The organism is Paenibacillus sp. YYML68 (assembly GCF_027923405.1).
GTDB lineage: Bacteria > Bacillota > Bacilli > Paenibacillales > NBRC-103111 > Paenibacillus_G.
This window is the reverse complement of record NZ_BQYI01000001.1, coordinates 1,803,953-1,828,129: the sequence shown is the minus strand read 5'-3', so window position 1 is coordinate 1,828,129 and position 24,177 is coordinate 1,803,953. Positions and strand designations below refer to the sequence as shown.

24 protein-coding genes are annotated in these 24,177 nt (G+C 43.8%); 9 read left to right on the top strand and 15 right to left on the bottom strand.

All coding sequences use genetic code 11. From position 1 onward, the window contains the following. Positions 1–180: 180 nt before the first annotated feature. The 3 genes from PAE68_RS08200 to PAE68_RS08190 form a co-directional block, all read right to left on the bottom strand. Positions 181–1,383 carry an MFS transporter gene (locus PAE68_RS08200; RefSeq protein WP_281885884.1) on the bottom strand — a complete coding sequence of 401 codons (1,203 nt, stop codon included), beginning with the start codon at positions 1,381–1,383 and terminating at the stop codon, positions 181–183. Positions 1,384–1,534: 151 nt separating this feature from the next. After that, positions 1,535–1,837, bottom strand: a complete 303-nt coding sequence (locus tag PAE68_RS08195) for an ArsR/SmtB family transcription factor (RefSeq protein WP_281885882.1) — start codon at positions 1,835–1,837, stop codon at positions 1,535–1,537. Between the two features lie 152 nt (positions 1,838–1,989). After that, the gene (locus PAE68_RS08190) at positions 1,990–4,458 is read right to left on the bottom strand and encodes an S-layer homology domain-containing protein (RefSeq protein WP_281885880.1); all 2,469 of its coding nucleotides are present in this window, start codon (positions 4,456–4,458) and stop codon (positions 1,990–1,992) included. A gap of 352 nt (positions 4,459–4,810) precedes the next feature. Between PAE68_RS08190 and PAE68_RS08185 the strand changes: the two genes are divergently transcribed. Next, complete coding sequence (locus tag PAE68_RS08185) at positions 4,811–5,494, top strand: transcriptional regulator (RefSeq protein ID WP_281885878.1); 684 nt, start codon at positions 4,811–4,813, stop codon at positions 5,492–5,494. A gap of 625 nt (positions 5,495–6,119) precedes the next feature. Here PAE68_RS08185 and PAE68_RS08180 read toward each other — a convergent pair. Further along, positions 6,120–6,848 (bottom strand): MerR family transcriptional regulator, encoded by a 729-nt coding sequence (locus PAE68_RS08180; RefSeq protein ID WP_281885876.1) that lies wholly within the window; start codon positions 6,846–6,848, stop codon positions 6,120–6,122. A 153-nt stretch (positions 6,849–7,001) separates the two neighbouring features. Here PAE68_RS08180 and PAE68_RS08175 point away from each other — a divergent pair, with 153 nt between their 5' ends. Further along, positions 7,002–7,490, top strand: a complete 489-nt coding sequence (locus PAE68_RS08175) for a DUF6022 family protein (RefSeq protein ID WP_281885874.1) — start codon at positions 7,002–7,004, stop codon at positions 7,488–7,490. A gap of 678 nt (positions 7,491–8,168) precedes the next feature. On the opposite strand, the gene PAE68_RS08170 is transcribed toward PAE68_RS08175, so the two are convergent. From PAE68_RS08170 to PAE68_RS08120, 11 genes are all read right to left on the bottom strand, one after another. Then, positions 8,169–8,612, bottom strand: a complete 444-nt coding sequence (locus PAE68_RS08170) for a hypothetical protein (protein ID WP_281885872.1) — start codon at positions 8,610–8,612, stop codon at positions 8,169–8,171. Positions 8,613–8,637: 25 nt separating this feature from the next. Then, on the bottom strand, positions 8,638–11,703 hold the full coding sequence (locus PAE68_RS08165) for a restriction endonuclease (RefSeq protein ID WP_281885870.1): 3,066 nt from the start codon (positions 11,701–11,703) through the stop codon (positions 8,638–8,640). 17 nt (positions 11,704–11,720) lie between these two features. Further along, positions 11,721–13,703 carry a site-specific DNA-methyltransferase gene (locus PAE68_RS08160; RefSeq protein ID WP_281885868.1) on the bottom strand — a complete coding sequence of 661 codons (1,983 nt, stop codon included), beginning with the start codon at positions 13,701–13,703 and terminating at the stop codon, positions 11,721–11,723. A 15-nt stretch (positions 13,704–13,718) separates the two neighbouring features. Next, positions 13,719–14,444 (bottom strand): DUF4391 domain-containing protein, encoded by a 726-nt coding sequence (locus PAE68_RS08155; protein WP_281885866.1) that lies wholly within the window; start codon positions 14,442–14,444, stop codon positions 13,719–13,721. A 10-nt stretch (positions 14,445–14,454) separates the two neighbouring features. Next, entirely contained in the window at positions 14,455–17,625 is a 3,171-nt protein-coding gene (locus PAE68_RS08150; protein ID WP_281885864.1) for a helicase-related protein, read from the bottom strand. A gap of 29 nt (positions 17,626–17,654) precedes the next feature. Further along, positions 17,655–18,083 carry a hypothetical protein gene (locus tag PAE68_RS08145; RefSeq protein WP_274336905.1) on the bottom strand — a complete coding sequence of 143 codons (429 nt, stop codon included), beginning with the start codon at positions 18,081–18,083 and terminating at the stop codon, positions 17,655–17,657. 19 nt (positions 18,084–18,102) lie between these two features. Next, positions 18,103–19,344: a DUF6946 family protein gene (locus PAE68_RS08140; RefSeq protein ID WP_281885861.1), complete on the bottom strand. Its 1,242-nt coding sequence runs from the start codon at positions 19,342–19,344 to the stop codon at positions 18,103–18,105. 80 nt (positions 19,345–19,424) lie between these two features. After that, complete coding sequence (locus PAE68_RS08135; protein ID WP_281885859.1) at positions 19,425–19,724, bottom strand: hypothetical protein; 300 nt, start codon at positions 19,722–19,724, stop codon at positions 19,425–19,427. A 101-nt stretch (positions 19,725–19,825) separates the two neighbouring features. Next, positions 19,826–20,254, bottom strand: coding sequence for a hypothetical protein (locus PAE68_RS08130; protein ID WP_281885857.1), 429 nt, complete (start codon positions 20,252–20,254; stop codon positions 19,826–19,828). Positions 20,255–20,295: 41 nt separating this feature from the next. Continuing rightward, positions 20,296–20,682: a hypothetical protein gene (locus PAE68_RS08125; RefSeq protein ID WP_281885855.1), complete on the bottom strand. Its 387-nt coding sequence runs from the start codon at positions 20,680–20,682 to the stop codon at positions 20,296–20,298. Between the two features lie 38 nt (positions 20,683–20,720). After that, positions 20,721–21,095 (bottom strand): hypothetical protein, encoded by a 375-nt coding sequence (locus PAE68_RS08120; protein ID WP_281885853.1) that lies wholly within the window; start codon positions 21,093–21,095, stop codon positions 20,721–20,723. Between the two features lie 273 nt (positions 21,096–21,368). Here PAE68_RS08120 and PAE68_RS22795 point away from each other — a divergent pair, with 273 nt between their 5' ends. The 7 genes from PAE68_RS22795 (at position 21,369) to PAE68_RS08090 (ending at position 24,121) form a co-directional block, all read left to right on the top strand. Further along, on the top strand, positions 21,369–21,719 hold the full coding sequence (locus PAE68_RS22795) for a helix-turn-helix domain-containing protein (protein WP_397378415.1): 351 nt from the start codon (positions 21,369–21,371) through the stop codon (positions 21,717–21,719). A gap of 133 nt (positions 21,720–21,852) precedes the next feature. After that, positions 21,853–21,993 (top strand): sporulation histidine kinase inhibitor Sda, encoded by a 141-nt coding sequence (sda, locus tag PAE68_RS08115; protein ID WP_281885851.1) that lies wholly within the window; start codon positions 21,853–21,855, stop codon positions 21,991–21,993. A gap of 8 nt (positions 21,994–22,001) precedes the next feature. Continuing rightward, the gene (locus PAE68_RS08110) at positions 22,002–22,394 is read left to right on the top strand and encodes a hypothetical protein (protein WP_281885849.1); all 393 of its coding nucleotides are present in this window, start codon (positions 22,002–22,004) and stop codon (positions 22,392–22,394) included. A gap of 300 nt (positions 22,395–22,694) precedes the next feature. Next, positions 22,695–22,913, top strand: coding sequence for a hypothetical protein (locus PAE68_RS08105; protein ID WP_274336895.1), 219 nt, complete (start codon positions 22,695–22,697; stop codon positions 22,911–22,913). Between the two features lie 15 nt (positions 22,914–22,928). Next, the gene (locus PAE68_RS08100; protein ID WP_281885843.1) at positions 22,929–23,117 is read left to right on the top strand and encodes a hypothetical protein; all 189 of its coding nucleotides are present in this window, start codon (positions 22,929–22,931) and stop codon (positions 23,115–23,117) included. Positions 23,118–23,218: 101 nt separating this feature from the next. After that, positions 23,219–23,812 (top strand): JAB domain-containing protein, encoded by a 594-nt coding sequence (locus PAE68_RS08095; RefSeq protein ID WP_281890963.1) that lies wholly within the window; start codon positions 23,219–23,221, stop codon positions 23,810–23,812. Between the two features lie 156 nt (positions 23,813–23,968). After that, on the top strand, positions 23,969–24,121 hold the full coding sequence (locus tag PAE68_RS08090; RefSeq protein ID WP_281885841.1) for a hypothetical protein: 153 nt from the start codon (positions 23,969–23,971) through the stop codon (positions 24,119–24,121). Positions 24,122–24,177 lie beyond the last annotated feature (56 nt).

The following is a 24,177-nucleotide window of genomic DNA, read 5'->3' as shown; positions in this document are numbered from 1 at the left end:
ATCACTCCTATCACTAATTATAAATCATACGCTTATTAAATGTAAGTGTAAACCTTTATTCCATTCTTACGACAAAGAAAGTGTCAGTATAATCCTATCCTGTCTCGATCATGGAGACTTACAAGGTGCAAAAAAACCGCTAAACACTCGGTGTCCCTTGTGTTTAGCGGTATTATACATTTAGGATACGTTGGCTCTCGTCTTGGACACCGATCTGACTTCATCCTGCGCCTTCATCCGCACGTTCAAGAGCATCGTGGCGATGATCGCTATGGCTAGCCCTATAGAACCCAACCATGTAATGGAGCTTAAGGAAACGTGCTTCACCGCTGCTCCACCAATTCCCGCTCCTGCAGCCATCGCAAGCTGCATCATTGACTGATTCAGACCCAGCATGACGCCAGAATGGTTCGGATTGATCCGAACGAGATTGTATTGCTGCGTCGGTCCAGAAGACCATGCCGCGAACGACCAGATTACCAAGATGGCGATAACTGCAGCAACATGAACGGTACTCGCAACCAACAAAGATAGTACGATGAGGGCGCTAATATGCAGAAGCATGCCGCCAAGCAGCGTACGGGACACGCCCCATCGATCTGTGCTATATCCTCCGGCCTTAGACCCTAACAAGCTCGCAATCCCGAACACCAACAGCACGATGCTGAGTATGCCCTCTGGTATGCCAGCAGCATCGAGCAAATACGGAGAAATATAGGTATAGGCAATAGAATAGCCTCCGAGCCAAAAGAACGTGATCGACAAGCCAAGCAATACGTTGCCATCCTTCAACATGGTCAATTGCTGCCGAAGTGGAACAGGCGGATCGCCTTGAATACGAGGTATCGCAACATATAGAACAATACTCGCAAGTAATCCGAATAACGCGATAAAACCAAATACAGACTGCCACCCAAATGCAGCAGCGGCTACCCGCCCAAGCGGAATACCGATAATCAGTGAGGCCGTAAAGCCCATCACGACAGTCGCAATCGAGCCTGCCTTCTTCCCCTCGGGCGATATTCGAGCAGCAATATCTAGTGCCGTTACGACCACCATTCCTGCTCCAATCGCCATCATAATGCGAACCAGAATGAACGCTTCAAACCCAGGTATTAGATAGGCTAAGAGGTTGGCAATCACAAATAGCGCTAATGCTCCAAGGAGCAGCCGTTGTCGATCCAGCCTTGCTGTAATGGCCATCATGATGGGCGTACATATCGCGTACACCAATGAAAAGATCGTTACGAGCTGTCCGGCTGCCGCAATCGAAATGCTCATAGCCTCTGCGATCTGATCCAAAATTCCTGAGATGACATACTCCGATGTTCCCACTAAAAAGCTTACTACCGCCAATACATACACTCTCCAGGTGCTTGACATGTTCCAATACACTCCCGTTCCTTTATTATTTATATTGATATATCTAGAAATGTAGATATGATGGTTGCGGTGAATTAAATTTACATATCTAGATATATCGATGTGATATATAAAATGAACCCGAATGCTCATTCAGGCATTCAGCTTCACGTTATAATTCATACTGCAAGAAGGCGCCAATCTCCCGGATCTTCTCCTCATCCCGCTTGTAATACGTGTACTTGCCATTCCGTTCCGTCTTAATGAGGCCTGCCCGCAGGAGAATGGTCAAATATTGTGATGCGGTTGACTGCGTCATATTCAGCTTTTCGGTAACCTGACTTACACATACCCCTGTTTTCCTCATATCCACCCCTTCGTGAGGCGTGAAGTGCTTCTCAGGCTCCTTCAACCAATTAAGAATTTGTAATCTGGACTCATTGGACAACGCTTTGAAAATTTCGATAGGCTCCATACGTTTATCATATCGTTTTTTTGCGATATGTCAATACTTCAGATTGTGCTGTACAGGTGATTCACAGAAACTTTAAGAAGCACGCCCAGAGGACGTGCTTCTATGCTTGAATGGTATGTTGAGCCGTACGTAGCTTTATAACATGATAAATGCTATTGCAGCTTAAGCAATCTGTAGATCATGACGGCCGCTTGCGCACGTGTTGTACTCTGGTTCGGAGCGAACTCGCCTGTTGGCAATCCTTGGATTATGCTCTGCTCCGCAGCTAGAGCAACGCCTTCCTGCAGGCTGGCATGAATGAGCTCATGGTCCGTGAACTGCGCGAGCATCTCCTTGGCTTCAAACAAATTGTCGGTGCCATGAATAGCCTTCAAGCCTCTAGCGATCATCGTCGCCATCTCCGCACGTGTAATGACCGCGTTAGGATCGAATCGACCGTCCGCTCTTCCGTTCACAATGCCCCGCTGCTGAACGGCAGCTACATAAGGCTGGTGCCAATCTTGGTCCGTCACATCGCTGAACGTCTCCGTCGCATGACCGCCGACGATCCCAAGCGCATTCGCGAGCATCTTCGCGAACTCGGCACGTGTCACATTAGCGCTAGGGTCGAATTGCCCTTCGGCACGTCCTTCAGCAATGCCCTTCGTGGCGATGAAGCGAATTTCTTTACCAGCCCACGAACTGACAGATGAAGTATCCCCGAATTCGACTTTATTCTCCAGCACAACATATGGAGAGAGCGTGATCCGCTGTGTTTTTACGCCCCCATCGATGAACATCCCGCCGTAGTTCGTGAGACGGTTGTCCACCTCAACCTTGAAGATCGACAAGTAGTCCGGTTCCGGATGTGTAGGTATATTCAATCTCAGGTCAACAGGCGTCGCGAAGTTATTAATTTCTGTTCCGTTAGAACTATGGAACGTAACATCGACAATTGGAGAGACTGTAGTACGACTTAATAGAGACGAAATGGTATCTTGCGGTACCTTCTCAATCGTCAGCGTCGTGTCATCTTTAAATTGCTCAGGCTTGAAGCCTACGCCTGTACCGTTTGCTTCAACGTTGAGCTTCGTCACGCCGTTATCTTTAGCTCCATTAAGCACCTCTCCGCTGAGCGGTATACTTAACGTCTTAGCTTCGATCGTGCCGAAATCAAGGGTGAATTCAAATGGAACTTGAGCTTTCGGTGCTATTTCCTTAATTCCGCTTTGGAGCTTATTCACTTGTAGCTTGATCTCTTTGATCTGATTGATAACATCGCCTTCATTGAACACCGGAACCGTTTTACCATCTATTACAGTTACGTTATCACTTGAGATGGTCACCTTGCTCATATTTTTAACGGCTTCCTTTATTTCCTGTACAGCTTCTTTCACAATGGCCGCTCTTTCCAGAGGACGCGCATTCTGCGCCTTCTCTTTCGCTTCATTAACGGCCTTATTCGCGGCTTCAGCCTGCTCCGCTCGATCGGCTGGTGGTTTCACTGTTGTCGGTGGAGGTCCTGGTGGGCCGCCGCCAGGGCCGCTGCTAGGACTTTCAACATTTCTCCGCAGCGTAATCGTGCCCTTGAACACAAGCTCGTTAAACGCAGCATCATGCGCAGATACTTCCGCCGTTATCGTCGTATTATCCGCCGCGCCGCTGCTTAGGACGAACTTGCCATTAGAGAAGCTGATCAACTCATTACTCGATTTCCATGTCACCAAGCTGCTGATGTCATTTCCGAACAGCTTCAGAACAGGCGTCAGCTCGGTAGTTCCCGAAGTCGAAGTAAGGCTCGCTTCGGAACGCAGCAATGCTTTCACTATTGCAATTTGCGCATCCATGTCGGTATCGACGGAGTCTACCACATTGAGGTAGCTTGTCGCTATAGCCTCAGCCAGCTCAGCCCGTGCAGTCGTCGTTGACCCATAGTGGGCCATTGCCTGGGATAGCTTTAAGTTTTGGTTACCCAGAACTTCCAGGTAAGCCGCTTTCATGTCCGCTTTAATAGATGCCTTTTGCTCGGCGAGCTTGCCTTTCTTCTGAGCATCGATGTAAATCATGGCTTTGGTCAGTGTGATCTGCTTCAACAACGCGTTGTGCACAGCATCGTGGAAGGCTGTAATGTCAGCGAACTGAATTTGGTTCTGGCCATCCAAGGAAACAGGCGTGCCATCCAGCACTTTACTAATAGCTCCACGGACAAGCGCGTCGCTACGGAACGCATTCAGATGTTTGCTGAGCAGGTCTGCATCGTCTGTTGAAGCAACGGTTCCGAAAAATCCGAGAACTTGGAGAACATCAGCCGTCGTTAACAGATTCGAAGTCTTCTTGCTATTCAAGTGGTTGACGATCGGAGCTACTAGAGCATCATTGCCACTAGGAGTAAGCTGCGACAGCGCCTTCTGGAAGTCCTTAACCGACTGCATCTCCTCGACCGTTAGCTTCGAGTATACATTAATGATGCGCTGAACCCACGCGTTCGTCTCGACTGGCAAAGGTGGATATGCAGCAAGAGATGCATGAGCTGTCGTAGTGCCGAACAGCTGCTGTACAGCAGGCGTGCTCATCGGAATTCCAGCGATCGATCCTAACGCTAAGCTTGCCGCTACGGATACCTTCAATACTTTCTTCTTCATTCTCTCACCTCGTTGAATTAATGTAGGAATATGCTTGTTGCTTACTCGACAGCATGTCGGTCATTACGTAACTAACCCATTAGATTCAGTTCATGTAACTACCAGACTATGTATCGATACTGCCAACTGATTACATCCACTGGGTCTAGTCTATCATTCTCTACATAATTAGACAATCCTATAATGCTTCCTGACTAAGCTGCAAGTGGTAATGGGCGTCGAAGCTTGGCTCCTTGAACGTAGCTGATTCATAGGCTATAATCATAAGCAATGGACATGAAGCACATGCCGCTCGGATACTTTCGTATCGGGCGGCATTTTTATTTTCGCGGAATGGAATGAGGTGAGGCTTATGTTCAACCTAGAATACGAGCTGTGGATGCAGAAGCAAATTGAACATGAGAAGAATAATAGAAGAAGAGAGCTGCTACAAAAAGGGCTCAGTCATGGAACTGTCGAGTTTTTACGGAAGATCTGGTATCCAGTCGTTGGTAACTTCGATCATCTATATCCGGAGTGGGAGGTGCGAGACTTCAATAACGGATATCGGTATCTTGATCTTGCATTCATTCGTGGGAACATGAAAGGTGACATTGAAATACAAGATTACGGATCGCACGCCAGAGACCTCGACACGCGCCGCTTCAAGGACTTATGCCGCAGACAAAGCTTACTATCGCTCGATGATTGGATCTATTTACCGATCGCTTATTTGTCCATTAGAGAAGAGCCGGAATTTTGCAAGCAGCTCATCCTTTCGTTCTTGGGGAAATTTGTTTCGTGCGAGGTGAACGCCGAGTTAAGCTGTCTGGAGGCTGAGACTGTACGGTATGCAAGACGGTCACTACGACCGTTCAAGCCGAACGAGCTTGCCGCACATCTTCGAGTCACGGATCGGTATGCTCGCCGATTGCTGCACGGCTTGGTTGAGAAGCAGTATTTGTTGGTTGTAGGTGGCAATGTGAGATACCGGTCATACCGATTGAATATTGGCGATGTTGGATATATGGGCCTTCAAGATGAGAGCCGGCGTTAACGGAACTGAGAGACGTTATTCGGTGCAAATGGGGCTTTTCTTATCACTAACGGAACTGAGAGACGTTATTTCGTATTTTTCTCGGCGTATCGGGCTCATTAAGGTCATATAGCGGCGATGAGTTCCGTTAGCCCGTTAGAGAGCCTCATTACGTAGGAATAAGGTCGCTGAGTTCCGTTGTGAGGAAAGTCGGTGCTTGTAATTCGTGTTCGTAGCAACTACGCGCTCAAAGCTCGACTAAGCTCGACAGCCGCGCACGCATGCATTTAAAAACGCCACCACTTCGTGGTGACGTTACATAGTCGTATAGGGGCAGGCTCTATGATTGGCTTCCTAGATCGATTCGGATAATCCCTTAGCATTTGAGCATAGTCAATAGCTCGCTGAGGGTTGTTTTCCCAGAAGTAAATTCCAGGACCAAGCCAGTCATAATCGTTGTCGCTGGAACGCATCTTATCCTCGTGAAGCAATATTCTTTCAGCGACAGCTTTATCGCAGCCATAAAAGCCAAGTACACAATTCGGCAAATTGGAATAGATCATTTTTCTTGATATTGCGGCGAGCTTACCGTCCTTATCTACAATACCTGCCTTCTGCAAGAACTAGCACGTACCCCAAATTCAACTTACCTATGTTGAGTCTCGATTGTTTTCGAAAAGCCTAACGCTTGAATTAAGCGATATAGATAGCAGAGAGCCTGCATCTGGAGTTTGATCGTATTATTTAGATAAACCCGGATGCAGTCTGCAAGCTTCATGGCATGCTCGATGTTCTGCATTTCTAATAGCGCAATCGACATCTTTAAGTTCACAGCTTCCTCAGAATAAACACAATTCTGCATCAGCTGAATCATCCTGATTTTCAAAAGATCTGCTTCACTATATAGACGGTACCCATTATCAGGATTCCGCTGAGTAGAGAAGAGGCCGCTTTGCTCCCAGTAACGAATTGTTGATTTAGGAGTGCCAGTCCGGCTGGAGACCTCGTGAATGCTAAGCCGTTGGGAAAAGTCACAGGCTTGATGACCTTCGCCAATCGATTTCAATTCGATTACCAGTTGGTCCAAACTTGCTTTTTTCCGATAAAGCAGGACCTCCCTTTCCCTAATGGTCCACAATGCGTCGTCTATTTCATTTCTCTGAAGACAATGTAATACCTTGGTCGTCACTTCCATCCCGAATGCGGGGGACATAGCCTGAATACATGCCAGAAAGTCTTCATGCTGTTCCGAATACATCCGGTATCCATTTGAGGATCGTTCCGCTGGGGGAATTAATCCCTTCACTTCGTAGTTGCGCAATGTGTTGGCGCTCATCTTATATTTTCCTGCCAGTTTTTTTGGCCGAAAGCCCATACTATCCCACCTTATTGAAATTACACAACATTAAAGCCATTGTAAGGTTGTTCTATTTTTTTTGTTGATATCCTTCATATATGGTTCCGAAATCTTACAATTGGCTTGCATGTTGTATGATGAAGTTAGTCTAATTTACAAGGAGGAATAAACATGACAGTAAAACCAGTATTCCGTTACGACATGACAATCGGGGAGATTAGCGAGGTAGGCAATCAGTATATCAGGTCCGTATGGAAGACATTATACGATTCAATGCACGAGCAGTTAACGATTGCATTTCGTGAAATTGAGGATGCTGCCTATGGGTTATATTTGGACCAGTTGATGCCAGCACTATTTGTTGCCCTTGAGGAAGCAGGTTTCGAATCAACAGTACCTCTCATGGAAGATGACTTTGTAATTGGGAAATGTCTGCTATTTCGTAACTCTCTAGAAAATTGGGGAACCGAGGAAAATAGGTCCAGGATTTTCTGGAATGTTATACGCAATAATCAAAGTCATCAACCCATTGGAACATTATTAACGGAAATTCCTCATTCTCATCTGAAGTTTGAGATTCCTGCGGCACCTGTACTTTATTCGTTGCAAGAATGTGAGAGGAAACAGATTGCGCAAGGAATTCGTCAGATCAAAGGATAGAAAATATGATGAAGGAGAACTGGCTTTTGCTAGATCCAAATCCCAATGAAGCCAGCATCAACCTGAGTGGTAGAGCCATACGGGACAGTAGGGATGCGAGCCTAACGGAACTGGGAGACGTTATTTAGCCATAAATGTTCGAGAATAAATTCTAAAGGAACTCAGAAGCGTTATTGAAGCAATTAACGTGTTTTTTATCTCGAATTGCACAAATAGCGGCGCTGAGTTCCGTTGCATTATTTATTTTGTGCCTATTCGAAGTAATAAGGTTGCTCAGTTCCGTACGGTGGTAGATAGTGCCAAAGGGGGGGCCGAATCTTTCATTACCCACGAAGTAAAATTCACCGAAGAAATGCCGTAATATACGTTTCTGATTAAAGTTGCGGGGGAGGAGGCGGGGATAACAATCCCAAGTGGAAGATTCAGACGCCGTGCTCCTCCGTGACTCCATAGCGAAAGAAGGTGACACCCGTAGGTATCACCTTCTTTCGCTATGGAGCCTAGGGGGATCGAACCCCTGACCTCATCGCTGCCAGTGTGGCGAGCACGGCTCCCCCTGTATCCTGCGATGTCCGAGAATCCTTATTTTACAAGGGTTTTCGGGCATCGCGTTATTTAATGATACCGCATGTTTCCCGATGTAATTTGCTGTTTTGTGACCACAGATGTGACCAACCTCTATTTTTTCCAAAGGCTATAGCACTCGTTGTAATCTTCACCCTTGCTTGGTTTAATACGTTTAACTTTTGCAACACCGTCATTACCCATTTTAATGGCTAGATCATGCATATCTTTTTCTGACATATCATCATCCAAGGCTAATTCTTCACGAGCATCTTGTTCTGCTTGCTCATTATACTCGTACACATAGGCTTCAGCCTTTTCTTCGTTTCTGAATGCTTTCTTTATGTCGCCGCTAATCTTAACGGCATAAAACTCATAGGGAATACGCGAGTATTCTTTGTCATCAGTCTTTTGATTCTTATCTGCCTTAATTTCCTTAATCGTATACTCAGGATCATTATCGTGGTCTAGACACAGACACTTCTCTGCATTTTCTCTTTTTTTGAAGACTTCTTGCACTTGCTCCTGATCGTCACAAATAGCATACAGCATTGGCATTGCTTCATCTCCTTTACGCTTAGTACTATCTGCCAATCTTGTTCTTAAAATCGGTGTAGCTGTTCGCCCAGTGGAAATCTACATCATTTGATACTGCCTTGAAGTGCAGCTCTCCGCATTTTATTTTCCGCTTCTCCACTGTTGTCAAGTCTTTATCTTCCTTGTCGATCTTTGTTTCAATGATGAAGTAAAGCTTCGCGGTGTTGTTATCTCCACGATACAGTACGGCCCAGTCAGGTGAATATTCACCATATGGCGTGTCGATCACGAACCCGCCCTTCTTGATCTTCGTAAACAGTAACACATTTGGATCAGCATCCAACTGCTCCGCAAACGTCTTCTCGCCCTTGCTATCCAGTTTATAATACTTGTACATGGCTCTACGGTTACTTGGATTCGTCTTGTAGATGTAGTTTGCCGCGTCATCAAGCATTGTCTGATCAATCGAGTCTGCTTCAAAGATCGTCTTATCACTAAATACATAACCATCAATAGTGTGATATTCCGTTATACCGAGTGCCTTATATTCCTTTAGCTTTGATTTGATACGTTGAGTCGCGATGTCTAAGATGTCCTGGTTGCTCAGAAGAACCTTCCTGTCCAGCTTTGATACGATTTTATAGATAGCCAGACGGGGCAGGAGAGTATGATACATAATGTAATTGACAATCTCGAAGTCACTCTTCTTCTGCCATTGTATACTCAAGTCCTGGTGCTCATACTGTTGAATGGCTTCGGCAAGCATAAACTTCTGCTGATCATTAAAGGTCGCTTTGCCTGTCTCAACCTCGTATTCGTTTCGTATCTTCTTATACCTCAACAGATCATTCAGTTCGCTAACACACGAATCAATGAATGCCTGATGATCGATCTTAACTTGATACATGGTACGCTTACTCATACGCGTACTTAACTCTTTGAGCAGCTGTACAAAGGAATCCTCAGACATGAAGCTATGCTGACCATTATCAACAGGCGCCTCGTCACCATTCTTCACTGGTATCTTCTTCGTACCTTTAGCGATCATTTGTTCAACGAACTTCTCTTTGATCATTTCGCTATGTTCTTTTAAGGTTTCATCCTTAAATTCAATGTTTCGAATATCTTTGGCGTTCTTCGTGAGTTGGTTCTTCTCATTGATGAACTTATTCTGAAGAAGTTCGTTCTTGAATGTATCCACCAATTCAGCAGTAACTTTCTCAGCTGGAATCCCCGCATGCTTCAAAGCCTTATGGATAATGTCTGCTGTCACTTCATCCTTGTTGAAGCCCGCCTGATCGTTGAAATCATTCTGTAGAGCTGCGGCAAAGTGATCATAGTAGTCATTGGCAATAATGGTTAATTCGTTGATTTCTGCGTTCGTACAGCGATTTCCATTTGTGTCTACAGGCAGTCTGAGCCCTCGGCCAATCTCCTGCTTCTTTGCAATCTCAGAACCGCCGCGTTTAAGCGTACAAAGCGTAAATACATTGGGATTATCCCAGCCTTCACGCAGAGCGGAATGAGAAAAAATGAATGCCAACGGTTCATCAAACGAAATGAGCTCGTCCTTCTTCTCCAGGATAAGCTCGATACCGCGATCCACATCTTCTTGCGACTTCTGCTTTAGCTTCTGTTCATCAAGAAGAGCTTCCCAGTTCTCCACTTCAACAGTCTGCTTGTTCTTATCGACAGCAAAGTACCCTTCACGTACTTTCAAGATATCTCTATAGTGCTTGAAAAGCGCAGGGAATTCAGCAAACAACTGGTTCCAGGTGGAATCCTCAATGATCGCAGCATACTCCTCGTCAAAGATACGCAGGTATTCCCCGCGTCCGTCCGTAGCCTTACTATCTCTGAACTTATGAACAGCGTCAATAAAGAACAGAGTCAGTATCTTGATGTTATATCCCTGTCTTAGAATCTTAAGCTGCTTTTCAAGATGTGAGCGGATTGCAAGACGAATCTGGATACGAATAATGTCGCTCTCACTGATGTCAGAGTTGTTATCTCCTATGCCAAGCTCGATAATGTTGTCGCCTGTACCAATCTTTAGCTTCTTCAATTGATGTGGGTCTTCTTGAACAATCATGTTCCGATACTGCTCCAGAGAACCAGAAAGCTCATGTAGGTTCGCGCCGCGGCGTACGTTGAAAGTCTTTGTGCGTATCGGTCCGCCTTGCTCGACATGGAATATCTCGATCTTGGCATGAAGGTCCTTCGTGAACTCTACATACCGTACGTATGGATATTCCTTGGAGATCGTGCCGTGCACCGTCTTTACTTCAATCTTCTTAACCAGATTGTTCTGATAGGCATCATAGGAATCTAATTTATATACCTGATTGTACAGCCGCTTATGTGTTGCCGAATACCGTAAAATAAACAAAGGACTCAACATCTCGATAGCTTCCAATGAAGCACTCTTCTTTTTTGCCGCCCCTTCGATTTTTTGCGGTTCATCAATGATAACGATGGGGTTAATATGTTTGATATCATCCCATAATACTTGACCGTATTCATCCTTATCACGCAACTTATTGGTTTCCTTATTGAAAGCTTGAATATTCATGACAACAATGCTTAATTCTCTGGTTTCAACAAATTTTGTACTAATTTCTTTGGGATTGGAACTATACACAAATGCATGGTTCTTTAAGTCCAGTCCGTCGTACAGTGCCATGAAATGCTCTCGTAGCATTTCGATGCTTTTCTCAACGCCTTTGCGAATTGCGATTGTCGGAACAACAATCATGAACTTAGTGAATCCATAGCACTTATTAAGCTCAAGAATCGTTCTCAGATAGACATATGTTTTTCCTGTACCAGTCTCCATCTCAATTGTGAAGTTGTTATTGTCCAGCTGGTTGTCGGGAAACAACATATTCCGAAGCTGTACTTCACGTAGATTATTAAGTAATCTCGTACCAGTAACGATCTGGGGGTTCCTTACAGGATCGCCCTCTGTGAGTTGTCTGACACGAGTAATATTTCGATAGATTGCACTTTCTTCTTGTCGGTTAACGCCATTGAAAAGGCTCACGACTGATTCTATAGCTTCCTTCTGATAGCCAAGTCCGTCTTCAAATTGAAAGGCAATTCGCTTAGTCACCTTTGATTCACCTCCACTTAAATGAATTCGACTCGATACGCCCGTTTTTCAAGTCCGCTATTTCTCCGCATTTGCGCTTCCAAGCGGCTCATTGTGTTCTCCTTTAGAGAGATGTCATCACTAAAAGCACTATCTCGGAAGATTATTTTGGTCGGCATCGGTTCTATGGCCGCAATCTTATTGATCATTTCCTCGGAGATCATCTCTTCCAGACATACAACTACTGTATCGGCAAAGATGTATGTTCTATTTCCGATATCTGAAAGCTGCTCAACATTTGTGGAGAGCTGGATGTCTCTATGACGCAGCAAGATTTCGTAGACAACATCAAGGTCTGTGAAACCAGGGTTAAAGTCCAGCTTGTCCTTATCTGTCATTGTCATGTCATAATCGAGAATGTCCGACTTGATCGCTTCACTGAACCAACGTATGTTTGTATTGGATAATTTGAATACTCGAAAGCCAGTATCCAATTCAGCTTTTTGGAACTCATCTCTGAGAGCGATTCCTGCTCTTCTAATCCTTTCTTTTCCAACGTCACAGATCGTCTTATATCCATTACCAAAGGCTTCAGAACTGCTATCAAACTTTTCATCTAATTGGACCATAATGTATTTGCGATTTCCACCGTCTTCAGCATTTACTCTCATAACAGCTTCTGCTGTGGTAGCTGAGCCAGAAAAGAAATCTAATACAATACTATCTTTATCCGTACCAATTTGGACTATTTGTTTAATTAAAGCCGTTGGTTTCGGGAAATCAAAAAACTTAGATAGTCCCAACTTACCTAATTCTACTGTACCCTTTTCAGTAATAAAATCCGTCTCTTGCCAGATGGACTTAGGTTTAAATGTGCTCTTTCTATATTTTTCATAAATGTTATAACCACCATCATTCTTCCGTTTTGCCACTACGTTACTGGATAAGGTGTCGCTGTTAATATTACTTTCTAACAATGCCTTACCCCAACGCCAACAACTGTCTCCCCCCGTTGAGTTAATAGGGAGCACCTCTATACTATAGTTATTGTCTCTAACTAATGAGATGGGAGAGAAGCCATCTTTATCAACAACTCTACCATTCACGTATATAGGATAGTGGAGATTCGGTCTATTGAATTTACCAAATTTAGGGTTTCGATTTCTTAACTCCCTTGTATTAAACCTTCCGATGTTATCCTCTTGGTTCAAATCATCAGTCTCACCAGATTTCTCAAGTTCATTAATCTCTACATCTGGATTCTTAGTGTAGATCAGCAAGTACTCATGAGTTTTTGATATTTGTTTGTATGTTTGTCCACGCTTGTTTGATTGCACAATAACTTGAGCAAAGAAGTTTTCCTCACCAAATACACTGTCACAAACTTTCCTAAGGTTTACCACTTCGTTGTCGTCAATGCTAATAAAAATAACTCCATCTTCCGACAATAAATCCTTAGCAATTCTAAGCCGCGGGTATATCATACTTAACCAGTTAGAGTGATATTTACCATTACTCCGCTGATTTGCAATTAGCCTGTTATTATCCTCATCAACATCACCTTCAGCCTTCTCATTCTCTTTTGAACTAATTGAGAAGTCATCTTTGTAAACAAAGTCATTCCCCGTATTGTATGGGGGGTCAATGTAAATCATTTTGATCTTGTTATAGTAGCTATTTCGTAATAACTTTAATACTTCAAGGTTGTCGCCTTCTATATAGGTATTTTCAGTTAATTCAGGGTCTTTACTGTCTTCAGGTATATACTTAAGGGTTTTACCAACAATATCGCTATTGGCGATGCGCATTGAATCAACTTTACCAGCCCAGTTGAGCTCGTAGCGTTCTTCCGAATCAATGTACTGCCCTAAATGCGCCAGCAAACAGGCGAAATCTACAACTCCGTCTTTCACGGAAGAAGGAAATAGTTCAGCTAATTGTTCACTGAACACCTCTTCGAACTTTGCTTTGTTCATCTTGATCGGATCGAATATCTCTTTGGATACTTTAGTATATTCCACTTTTGATTCCTCCTATTATTGGGTTATGAATTGGGATAACTGATTAAATATGTTCTTTAACTCGCTATTGTATTTTGATTGGTTAGAGATTATCATGGCTGCCTTCTTTTCCTTTTGGAGCTGAATGATACGCTTATAGTAATCGAAGATAAGATGAGCATCGGAAACATTATACCAAGCTTTCGAAGCAAGCATTTCCTTACTCCTAGACCACACCAGTAAATGAGATATAATGTATGCCTTCGTCATTAGCTCAATATAAAAGGTCATTTTGTTTGCCTTGTTCCTTATCTTCTCGAAGGCTGCAAAGTCATTCATAAGCGTGACCGTATCATCTGTTAGCTGCGATGAACTAATCGCGGATAAGATTGAATCCTCGATAACAACCTGTGTACGATCCTGAAGGTTGAGTCTTTTATGTGCAAAGGAATACGTCTGCATTCCCTTTACATCGTAACATCTAATCACACATAACGGCTTTACGAGCTTTTGCATGCTATCGCATACGAATGAGGCATCCTTCAACGTCTTCAATTGAACATCAAAAAAGAGTATAGCTTGGCAATCATATTGGTCATTAATCAGCGATGGGATCGACTCGCCAGCAATCTGAAATGCCAGCTTAATACTCTCCACGCTTTCCTTGAAACGCTTCTTTTCCTTAGGCAACAAATCAGAAGTCATAAAGGTGCTCACTTGAATACTCTTGTCTATCGCATACTCGCTGGGTAAGCCTAGCATTGTATCACCTCTATTCCACAACCAGGAATGAAATTAATTCGAAATCATCACTGCTTGAATTCGCAAACTCGTTGTTATAACCGCTGAAGTCGAATATGGATATCTGTGCGTTTTTATCCTCTTCGCCCTGAATCGCCTTTATTGCCTTATTCAGCAGGGTGGAGTACTTCGACATATTCTCAGCATTTCGTGTCTCTTTGTTGAATTTGTTAAACAAATCCGCAATAGGAGCGCTCTTGTCGTAGGCAAGTCTTCTGAATTCTTTCAGTGCCTCCCTGGCATTGGCATTACCAAAGTGGACTTCGCCCGCTTCTGTCATATACATGATGTAATAGGGATACAGTGAGCTTTCGTTATTGGGCTTGGACGTATCCGATTGATGCTTAAAGCAAAAGAGCGTACCCTTCGTACCGCCATCCACCAAAGAATAGATCCCTTTCGGTACTTGTTTGATCTCAGGATGCTCCTTAATATATCCTGCTAACTCGTACAAGTAATCGTTCATGTTCAAGTCGGTCAAGGAGATATTGTCATTCAAATCATCCATATCGACTACTTCTTCTTGCAGCCGTTCGAGCTGTTTCTTTCTGAACATGAAATCATTCATCTCAGGAGATAACAGGTCCTCATCTCCAGTAGATGTTAGATTGACCCCCAGCATCTTGCCCTTAACCCGCTGTTCAAGTTGCAAGTAATCATTCAACTCTACAGCAGGGAAGAAATTGATCATTGCGATCTGCTGATTCTTACTGCCGATCCGATCCACCCGTCCGAAACGTTGAATAAGAACGACAGGATTCCACTGAATATCAAAGTTAATTACACAATCACAATCCTGCAAGTTTTGGCCTTCGGAAATGCAGTCCGTACCAATAAGTACATCGATTTGTTGTTCATGCGGCAACTCTTGCCCCATTTTCGAACGAGGCGAGAAATGGCTAAGGACTTGGTTGAATTCCGCCAACCCTTTGACCGTCGATCTTGGATTGCCTGAACCCGTGACGCAAGCTACATTGACGCCATGTTTAGAACATTCCTTCGCGATAGAGTCATACAAGTAGTTGGCTGTATCAGCAAAGGCTGAGAAGATTAGTATCTTGCGATTACCTGGATTAAACGGCGTCGTTATGATCTTATTGGATATAATCGTCTCAAGCTCCTTCAACTTCGCATCCCTGCGGTTATTCAAGACGGTCATTACATCATCATATAGCCGATCCAAAATGCTTTTGTCGTAAAACAAATCCTCCAAGAAGTCAGCAGTGAGGAGATGTTCCACTTTAATTTCATACTTGTAATCAAGCGTGGTGCCATCGTCCAGAACTTCCTCTCCTTCAAGTGAAACGTCTCCAGACTCATGACGAGAGATTACATCGATATAGCCATCAATTCGGGAAATCAAGCGTCTGATCGTTTCGCCGAATGAAAAGACCGAGCTCTCAAGTCGCTTAAACAAGTTGAACCGATGAAGCTTGGCCGTAATGAGCTCACGGCTTTCATGATAAAAGAGCACTCGATCACCGCGTACCGTCTGATACTTTTCACGATAATATGCCTTATGCTCCGAACGAATATAGCTCATCGGTGAATATACCGCAAGCTTAAGAGACTCCAACACTTCATTCGTTTGACCGAAGTTCAGTAATTCTTTACATTCATCAATCGGCGGAGTATGCGTATCAGGCTTCCGTTTCTGAGGGAACTTTCCAACCTTATCGCTGCCGTAGTATCCCGTAATGTGTTTTCTGCTGCGGGATATCGTCAGCATTTCAAGCAGCTTAAAGAAATCAGCAGGGAGTCTGTCGATAAGTGCGTTCTTGGAACGGTTGTCGGATTCGAGCCAATCATTTAGCTCCTTTTGAGTCCTTCTCAACAATGACGACACACTTGCAATACCTTGTTCCTCAAATGCATGGTCCTTATCTGTTGTAATGATGCTCAGCTGGTTCTTAAGATCGGTCAAAGAATTGTTTACAGGTGTCGCAGAGAGGAGCAACACTTTCGTGTTTGACCCCTTTTTAATGACCTCGTTCATCAGTCGCTGATACCGCGTCTCGTGTTCCTCGTTTTCAACACGATTGCGGAAGTTATGAGATTCATCTATGACAATCAGATCAAATTTGCTCCAATCAACGCGAGATAAGTCCATCCCGCTTCTGGACATTCCCTTCGTTCTTGATAAATCGGTATGGAAGAGAATCTTATAGTTGAAGCGATCATCAATGAATTGATTGTCGCGGTACGGACTCTTGAACGAATTCCAGTTATCATAGAGCTTCGCTGGTGTAAGAACCAGGACATTGTCTTGTCGAAGCTCGAAGTACTTAATCACCGCTAATGCTTCGAATGTCTTACCAAGACCGACACTATCCGCAATGATGCAGCCATTATACTTGTTTATCTTTTGAATTGCAGAGACAACGGCATCCTTCTGAAAGTCGAACAAGCTATCCCATATCTTGGTCTTCTTGAAGCTGATGCTGTCTCGTTCGAAGCGGTCAATACCATTATCGAGTTGCTCTCCAAACAGCTCGTTCAGCGTGAAGTAGTAAAGAAACTCAGGCGAATACTCTTTATATACATAGCTGAGACTCTGCAGGATTTGATCCTTAAAGTCTTCCGTATACTGATTGTTGTTCCAAAGAGCCTCGAACTTTGCCTTATTGTTTAATATTTGAGCATTATCCATTGAATTCGTAATGAATGTATCGAAATTCACTCTTGGCAATGCGCCGCGCACAGCTTTCCTCGATAATTCAAGGGAGGAAGAGCCCTGTATCTGAAACTCTTCATCAATAATAATCAGGTTGCCCGTTACCAGTTGAGGAGTTCTAGTCTTCCGAACATTGACATGTTTCTTGATGAAGTCATACATGGACTTTGCTTTTACGAAATGCTTTAGCTTATTCTTCTCCGTGATCTCATACGAATTAAAGAATAAGTCCGAGCTGTTGAATGCTATCTCGAATTCTCTAGCTATCTCTCTGGCCGATGGAATGAAGGCTGTATCACGAATGATGAAGTTGATCTGCTTCACGTTATGAAGGTTTTTCGAAAGCTCTGAAAAGACAGAAAGGGTTAGCTTATCGTTAATGATATTAACAATACTGTCTTTCCTGTCCTTTAGTACTTCATTGATCCTTGTGATTAGATGTTCATTGGAATTGATGACTTCATTCAATTTGGTTCCACCTCGCAAACCTCTACTGGTTAAGATTCAATGATTGACTTAAGTTTTTCTACACCTATGTTAATGAGCTTATACTTCTGCTTTCCCGTTCGATTCAATGCGGTATAATTACCGTCATGCTCAACAATATTGAACTTCCAGTGTACACCGATACTAGGCGTATATACCTTGCTTTCTTCTGAAATGGAATTGTCGATAAATTGGTTGAGTTCGGCCCAAAGCAGTATATTTTGATACCGCACCAGTAAATGCCCTGTCTCCTTCGTCCTATCGTACCGATCAAGGTTCACCTTTCTCAGATCGAACCAGCTATAGGAGTTCTGCGAGGAGGGGGATATTACAAAGACTCGGCTTTTTGTATAGATGGTCGTATTTTTATACTGTCTTAATCCTAATTGTCCGACAAGGACATCCCTGTTTACATTACTTGCCGCTGTATTACTTGCCATTTAACTAACCGCTCCTCCGTTAAGCATGCTCTAACACATCTGTTATTCTGGACTCTGAAAATAACCAATCTGCAGGAATCTGGTCGGTGGTTCCCGCGCCAAAAGCTCTGTCCGTCCATTGCTTGAACTCATACAGGATGGTTTCTCCCCTCCCATTCGCACTCTTCTTTAGGTGATTTGCAATGTCCAAAGGCGTAGCAAGATATACCCTCGGCATTTCGTTTATCGTCACATCATTAAACTGTACAAGGCAAATGACCGTATGCGGCTTGTGTTTTCTGTACCAGGCATCCGCAGCAGCATGATAGTTCGCATCGGACATATGCGACTGAGTAAGCCCCCAACCTCCATCTTGACTGCCTTTAACAGATATCTTGAGCATCTTGTTACCTTTAGCTACCATTAGGTCATATTCGGGCTGGTTTGCCCCATATTGCACTGAAACGTCATAACCCGCTCTTGCAAACAATGCTGCGGTTATGGCTTCAGCAGCTACGCTTACTTGCCATTGGTTCATACCGAGTACAGTTTCGACCTTACCTATATATAGCGGTATATCATTCGGTATAAAATCATTTCCTGGTACAAATATCGGCCCTTTCAATTGACCTGAAGATAAGGGAGTACCCGCCAGCGATTCTACGAATTCCTGCAAAGCCTCTTCATTTTGCTTTGCTTTCTTAGACGCTTTTCCAAATGGAACAAATTCATGAACAATAAACACAGCTTGATCGGCACCTTGGCTCTTCGCTTCAATCAGTGTTCCAGCAATTGCATGTATGAGTTGATATCGAAGAGCTCCTATATCCTTCAAACCGAATAGAGCAGTTGAAAGATTGTTGATCCTCTCAGGCACCTGAGAACGTGGATTCTTCTTTCTACTCTTGATTACATAGTCAGATACAATCTCACCGAATGATTCATCGACTTTTGCTTCTACTGCACACAGTGTTTTCTTCCCGTTCGCATTTCCTACGACTATCATATCGTGATTGCGACAGTTACCTTTTAGATTATCAAGCTTTGTTTCATGCTCAGGGGTAGCCCATTCTGGTTGGAAACCGACCGTGCAAGCTTGGGATAATAAGAAATCAGAAATATAAGATGGCATTCTGGCTCCATTGCTGGACATCCATGCTTTAGCAAACTCTTTTGCGCTACGGCCATCTTTCCAGTGCTTCTCTCCTTTTGCTGGTGGAGCATATTTGAGCCATTCATCAAGGGAATGGATGGTTTGTCCAGCTTGATTTTTAATGATCATGAGCAACACCTCTTATCATACCATCATAGCTATCTATTCTGTCAGCATATTGTCACCGAACAAACATTCTTGCTTGAAGATCACAACAAAGATTGGTCTATTTCAATAGGCATCCCCTTTGATCGCAACTCCGCTACTCTTTCCATATATTTCGGTAACAGCACTGAAAACATAAGCCCCGCAGTTATTAACGAATACATCGGGTATGTTTTGCGAGCCTGTTCAAGCTCTGACTCAAATCCATGTGATGTTTTGTATATAGTAGCTTGATAACCACCAATATTCTCTAGCTTATATATGATCCCTGATTCACCGTAAATGATGTTTTTGCCTGGATGATCGATGATAAGACCAAAATACTTAACAATCACATGTTTCACCGCCAAACTTCATACTTTCGTCCTATAATTCGACTAATTCGACGCAGGGAGGTTATTACCCTTCTTCCAGTAACAAGAAAAGCGCCACATGGGCGCTTCTTTCACTTTTCTCCCTTTGCCTTGTAATGCTGGCAGTAATGAAGTAATAGCTTCGAGAAGGGATCATTTTCAAACTGTAATCTACTTATTGCCTTATCAAACGTCTTGTACTGTCCTTCCGCTCTTCTGTATGGAGATTCCACGATAGCTTGAATCCCACCATACTGAAACTTGCTGATTACCCCATTATCTAAGAAATAGTTTGCAAACTTGATAGCAGTCTGTACTTCTCCAGCTTCACCGCACGTACTCATGAATAAAGTAACAAGATCAGAATCAAAGACCTCCAATGGAATGTTCTGAAATAACTCAAGACGTTGACGCGGTGGAACATGTCCGAAACTGACTTGATACATGCCTGGTATCCCTTTATTTTCGATGATGAAGTTCTCAATTGCTTTTACAATTTGGTCTTGGCTCATTTGTTGCATAGGTTCCCCTCCCAAGGAAAATACGAATCTATCAATTAACTCTATTGGATTTCCAGCTTGAATACTCCCCAAATCATGGTCTGCAGACTTACTGCAAGTCGATCGTATAACCCTGATCCTCCATATAAATCGAAATCGCGAATCTCAAGCCCTTTTCCTTCTGGAAGGAGCTTGATGAATAGCCTTGAATTTAACTTGTTCGAACTAACGACATATTCGGATTGAAGGTGTACACATCTAGCTAAATGTGCTGCCAAATACTCTCTGTCTAATATAGGCTCCATCTCTGATAAGGCTGACCTGTCAAATCCCTGAAGTACGATGTCGTCAATATCATTAAAGACAAAGTGAGTAACGTAGTCGAGAAATGAGGCGAAAGAGTCTTCGTCAAAACTATCCCATTTTTCCTTGTCCTGTACTGTTATCATTCAACCCAACCACCCTCCAGCTGATAATTAGCCTTAATCTATTTGCGTTCTGTTCGTTCTTCATCGAAAAACATCTTATTGCGTATTGTCCATTCTGTTCCGTTATGTTGCAGCTCATATTGAAAGCTCTTGGTGTAGTCCCACGTCTTCTTCATGCCTTCATGTTTCCAGGTGAATTCCGTACTTCCATCGAGAAACATTCTGCCGTCTGTCGCTCCTTCTTTAACAGAAGTAAAATGCACTTTAACCGTCTTAGCGACTTCTGGACCGTACTGATCACCGATGCTTTCCTTAACCAATTGCGTTACCTTGGCTTTAGCCCCGCCATCACTATTGTCTGTTGCATCAGCGCCGCATCCAACGAGCATTAGAAGTGCGAGTATCATCGTCGCGGTCAATCCGATCTTTCTCATGTACGCTCTCCTTTCCGAAGAAATTTCCTTAAGCAGATCGTGAAGTTACAAAAAATTGGCAAGGTAATTATGTATTGTGGAATGTTGTCGAACTTTTGGAATCGGCCACCCCCTCCCTACAGACTGGTAGTCTTTCTTCACTAGAACAGAATACCTACTTTTCCCAATCAGATTATAACATGCATTATATTGGTTAGTTAAGTTGATATAGTGCATTATAATGTTTCGACGACGATTCATCATTCCTCTACTGTTTTTGGTAGAGGTGAGAGAATGGCTAGGAAATCTCGGGATGTTCAGAAGATCAAGACCGCTGTGGGGCAGCGGCTACAAGGATTCAGGAATCATCAGGGCAGAACCCAAGAGGACGTTGCACACGAGGCCGATGTCCATCCTTCATACATAACTAAGCTTGAATCGGGCAGGTCTAATTGGACGATTGAAAGCTTGGATAACATTCTGAATGCACTAGATGTTTCGTACGGCGATCTGTTCCATAATATTGATGAAACCAAGAGTAGGATCGATAATACGGTACTAGTTCAGATTGTTAAGTTATTGGAAAGCAGAAGCATCGAAGAACAGCGGAAGGCACTGCAATTATTAAAAGCGTTGTACAGCTAATCGTACAGCGCTATCACAGGGCTCTGTGGCTAATCCCTAATGGGATAAGGCTATAGGGCCTTTTTGCGTTCATCGGTATGACAGAGATAACCAGGGCTGTGAGAGGACGCCCATATTGGAGGAGGTGAAAAGAATGGCAAGTAGCCTGAATGAATTGACCGATCAGCAGTTGTTGAACGTGCTTAAAGCAGCAAGAGAACTAAAGTTGGATGCGGCATTCATCACATTGATCGAAAGCGAGTTGCAGCGCCACGGCACCAACATAAATCAATGAAGGGAACGATGCAATTGAGCAAACAGCTACTGGTTACAAAGACCGCTGGCAATACGCAGTATCAGCTATACCGTGTCGATATTCTCCATCCTGCTACCTACAATGACTACAGAGGCACAATCATCGAGCAGAACGTAATGATCGGTGCATACGGCATCGTTGCGATCCTATTCATCGGACAAGAGGAAATCTATTATGACAGCGGTCCCCTCTCCGCACAGGGAAATCAGGTGAATTGGTTATTCCATCATCTACACAGACAAGGATTCAATGACCTGGGTCAGATACGGGAGATGATATGGAAAGAACATGAAAGCTGGTGTTGGAATCAGTACGGAAATCCTTTTGGTAAAGTTGCTAATCAAAAGCTTCGGAAACAAATAAAGAAACTGCTTCACTAAGGGCTTCTGCTTGATACCTGGGAACGGGTATTGGTGGGAGCCCTTTTTCGTTTGACAGAGAACCAAATGTAGGCTTAGTGAGATCAGGCCAGAGGGGAGGTAATGCATATGGACGAGTTTAGTAAGAGACTGAGTGAGGCATCGGCTGCATTGATTCTGTTAAGCAAAGAGTTTGAACGGAAACTGATCATTCCGATCTTCTCTGCTTGAACTACCCATTCAGCGTGTGTCTGCTGGAAATCGTACATGGAATGTTGGAATGGCAAGAAACGATCAACGAACTTAAGGAGGCGATCAAGCGTGGAAAAACGGCAAATTGCTGACGAGATGACTACTCTTCTCCGTCAGTTGGTAATGCAAAATCAGTTGGTAATGGCGGCTCGCGTCTTGGGAGTGTACTTCCAGCGTGTATGGAAGGTCGATGAGGAACTAGCTAATCGTTTTGTTCGCGGCTACTTTACTAAGTACTATCCAAAGCAGCTAGAGAAGCATTTGAAGCGTCAAAATCGAGCCAGTTAAGGAAGGTGAACTTCGGTGACAAAGCAGTTAAAGGAGCGCAAAAAGGCTTTACAGAGCGTCAGGAAGCGCCTGCATGACAATGCATCACTCAGGTCCGATGAAGGAAGACAGTATATCCGTTGCCTGGCTATGCTCGTCACTACGGAAATGCAGATTGAAGAACATCAAAGCATGAAAAAGGACGCCTGCCAGCGCCCTCAGTAAAACCCATTTCGATTCAATCATAACTCAATATCTATACCCATTCAAGGGGAGGTCGCCGCGCCTCTCCTATTTCTATTTCTTGGAGGTAATCCACAGTGAACATGTACTCTATCAAAACAGCCTTAGCTGATGCGCTCTGCGTGAAAGAAGATAGTACCGTCATTCAAGAGCTGTTTACTCGCTTTGTAACGCCATATGAACTACTTGATGCTAATGAGTTGGAACTTACCCGTATCAAAGGTGTTGGCCCCTCGAAGGCTCGTCAAATCGTTTCTACGCTTAAGTTGGCAAGAGCGTTGAACACTCCACGTGAGAATCCACACATTATCCGTTCACCGAAGGATGTATTCGACATCATGCGCTTTACCGTAGGTCACCTAATGCATGAAGAATTCTGGATTCTACCGCTGAACACCAAGAATCATGTTATTTGTAAAGAAAGGATCAGTGTCGGAACGCTGAATAGTGCCATTGTGCATTGCCGTGAAGTATATCGTTCTCTAATCCAAAGATCAGCAGCAAGCTATATCGCAGTTCATAATCACCCCTCGCAAATTACGGACAGCTCCCCTGAAGATGTACAGCTAACGAAGCGTTTGGCTGAAGCTGGAGAATTGCTTGGTATCGAACTGCTCGATCATGTTATTGTCTCAACTGACAGTTACTTTTCGATTAAAGAGCACGGGTTGATGTAGTTCATCTATTGGGAGTCGGCCTAATACGCTGACTCCCTCTTATATATAAAGCCTTCGGCTGTGTTGTTGGGCTCGCTTCGCTCGCCTTTGTGTTCGCACGTTCTCATCATACGCAGTTCTATGCATACAAATCAAATTCAGTGGAGGAATGTTACTATGACTAACGCAGCAGCAATTGGATACGCACTACTCGCAGCAAAGAAGATGGGCATGAACCATGAGGAGCTAAAGCGCCTCGAATCTATTATGTACAGCTATCTTGACCTCGTTACAGAGGAAGAAGCTGAGGAAGTGTATCGTAGGAATTAATTGAGTAATCGCGGAGGAGCCATTCCATAAGTGATTGGCCCTTCTTAAGTTTCGAA

Coding starts and splice junctions, on each gene's coding strand:
- PAE68_RS08195 (WP_281885882.1), bottom strand. CDS start 1,837: ATGGAGCCTATCGAAATTTTCAAAGCGTTGTCCAATGAGTCCAGATTA.
- PAE68_RS08190 (WP_281885880.1), bottom strand. CDS start 4,458: ATGAAGAAGAAAGTATTGAAGGTATCCGTAGCGGCAAGCTTAGCGTTA.
- PAE68_RS08180 (WP_281885876.1), bottom strand. CDS start 6,848: ATGGGCTTTCGGCCAAAAAAACTGGCAGGAAAATATAAGATGAGCGCC.
- sda (WP_281885851.1), top strand. CDS start 21,853: ATGGCAAGTAGCCTGAATGAATTGACCGATCAGCAGTTGTTGAACGTG.
- PAE68_RS08185 (WP_281885878.1), top strand. CDS start 4,811: ATGTTCAACCTAGAATACGAGCTGTGGATGCAGAAGCAAATTGAACAT.
- PAE68_RS08120 (WP_281885853.1), bottom strand. CDS start 21,095: ATGAGAAAGATCGGATTGACCGCGACGATGATACTCGCACTTCTAATG.
- PAE68_RS22795 (WP_397378415.1), top strand. CDS start 21,369: ATGGCTAGGAAATCTCGGGATGTTCAGAAGATCAAGACCGCTGTGGGG.
- PAE68_RS08170 (WP_281885872.1), bottom strand. CDS start 8,612: ATGCCAATGCTGTATGCTATTTGTGACGATCAGGAGCAAGTGCAAGAA.
- PAE68_RS08145 (WP_274336905.1), bottom strand. CDS start 18,083: ATGGCAAGTAATACAGCGGCAAGTAATGTAAACAGGGATGTCCTTGTC.
- PAE68_RS08200 (WP_281885884.1), bottom strand. CDS start 1,383: ATGTCAAGCACCTGGAGAGTGTATGTATTGGCGGTAGTAAGCTTTTTA.
- PAE68_RS08175 (WP_281885874.1), top strand. CDS start 7,002: ATGACAGTAAAACCAGTATTCCGTTACGACATGACAATCGGGGAGATT.
- PAE68_RS08155 (WP_281885866.1), bottom strand. CDS start 14,444: ATGCTAGGCTTACCCAGCGAGTATGCGATAGACAAGAGTATTCAAGTG.
- PAE68_RS08090 (WP_281885841.1), top strand. CDS start 23,969: ATGACTAACGCAGCAGCAATTGGATACGCACTACTCGCAGCAAAGAAG.
- PAE68_RS08110 (WP_281885849.1), top strand. CDS start 22,002: ATGCAATTGAGCAAACAGCTACTGGTTACAAAGACCGCTGGCAATACG.
- PAE68_RS08125 (WP_281885855.1), bottom strand. CDS start 20,682: ATGATAACAGTACAGGACAAGGAAAAATGGGATAGTTTTGACGAAGAC.
- PAE68_RS08095 (WP_281890963.1), top strand. CDS start 23,219: ATGTACTCTATCAAAACAGCCTTAGCTGATGCGCTCTGCGTGAAAGAA.
- PAE68_RS08130 (WP_281885857.1), bottom strand. CDS start 20,254: ATGCAACAAATGAGCCAAGACCAAATTGTAAAAGCAATTGAGAACTTC.
- PAE68_RS08140 (WP_281885861.1), bottom strand. CDS start 19,344: ATGATCATTAAAAATCAAGCTGGACAAACCATCCATTCCCTTGATGAA.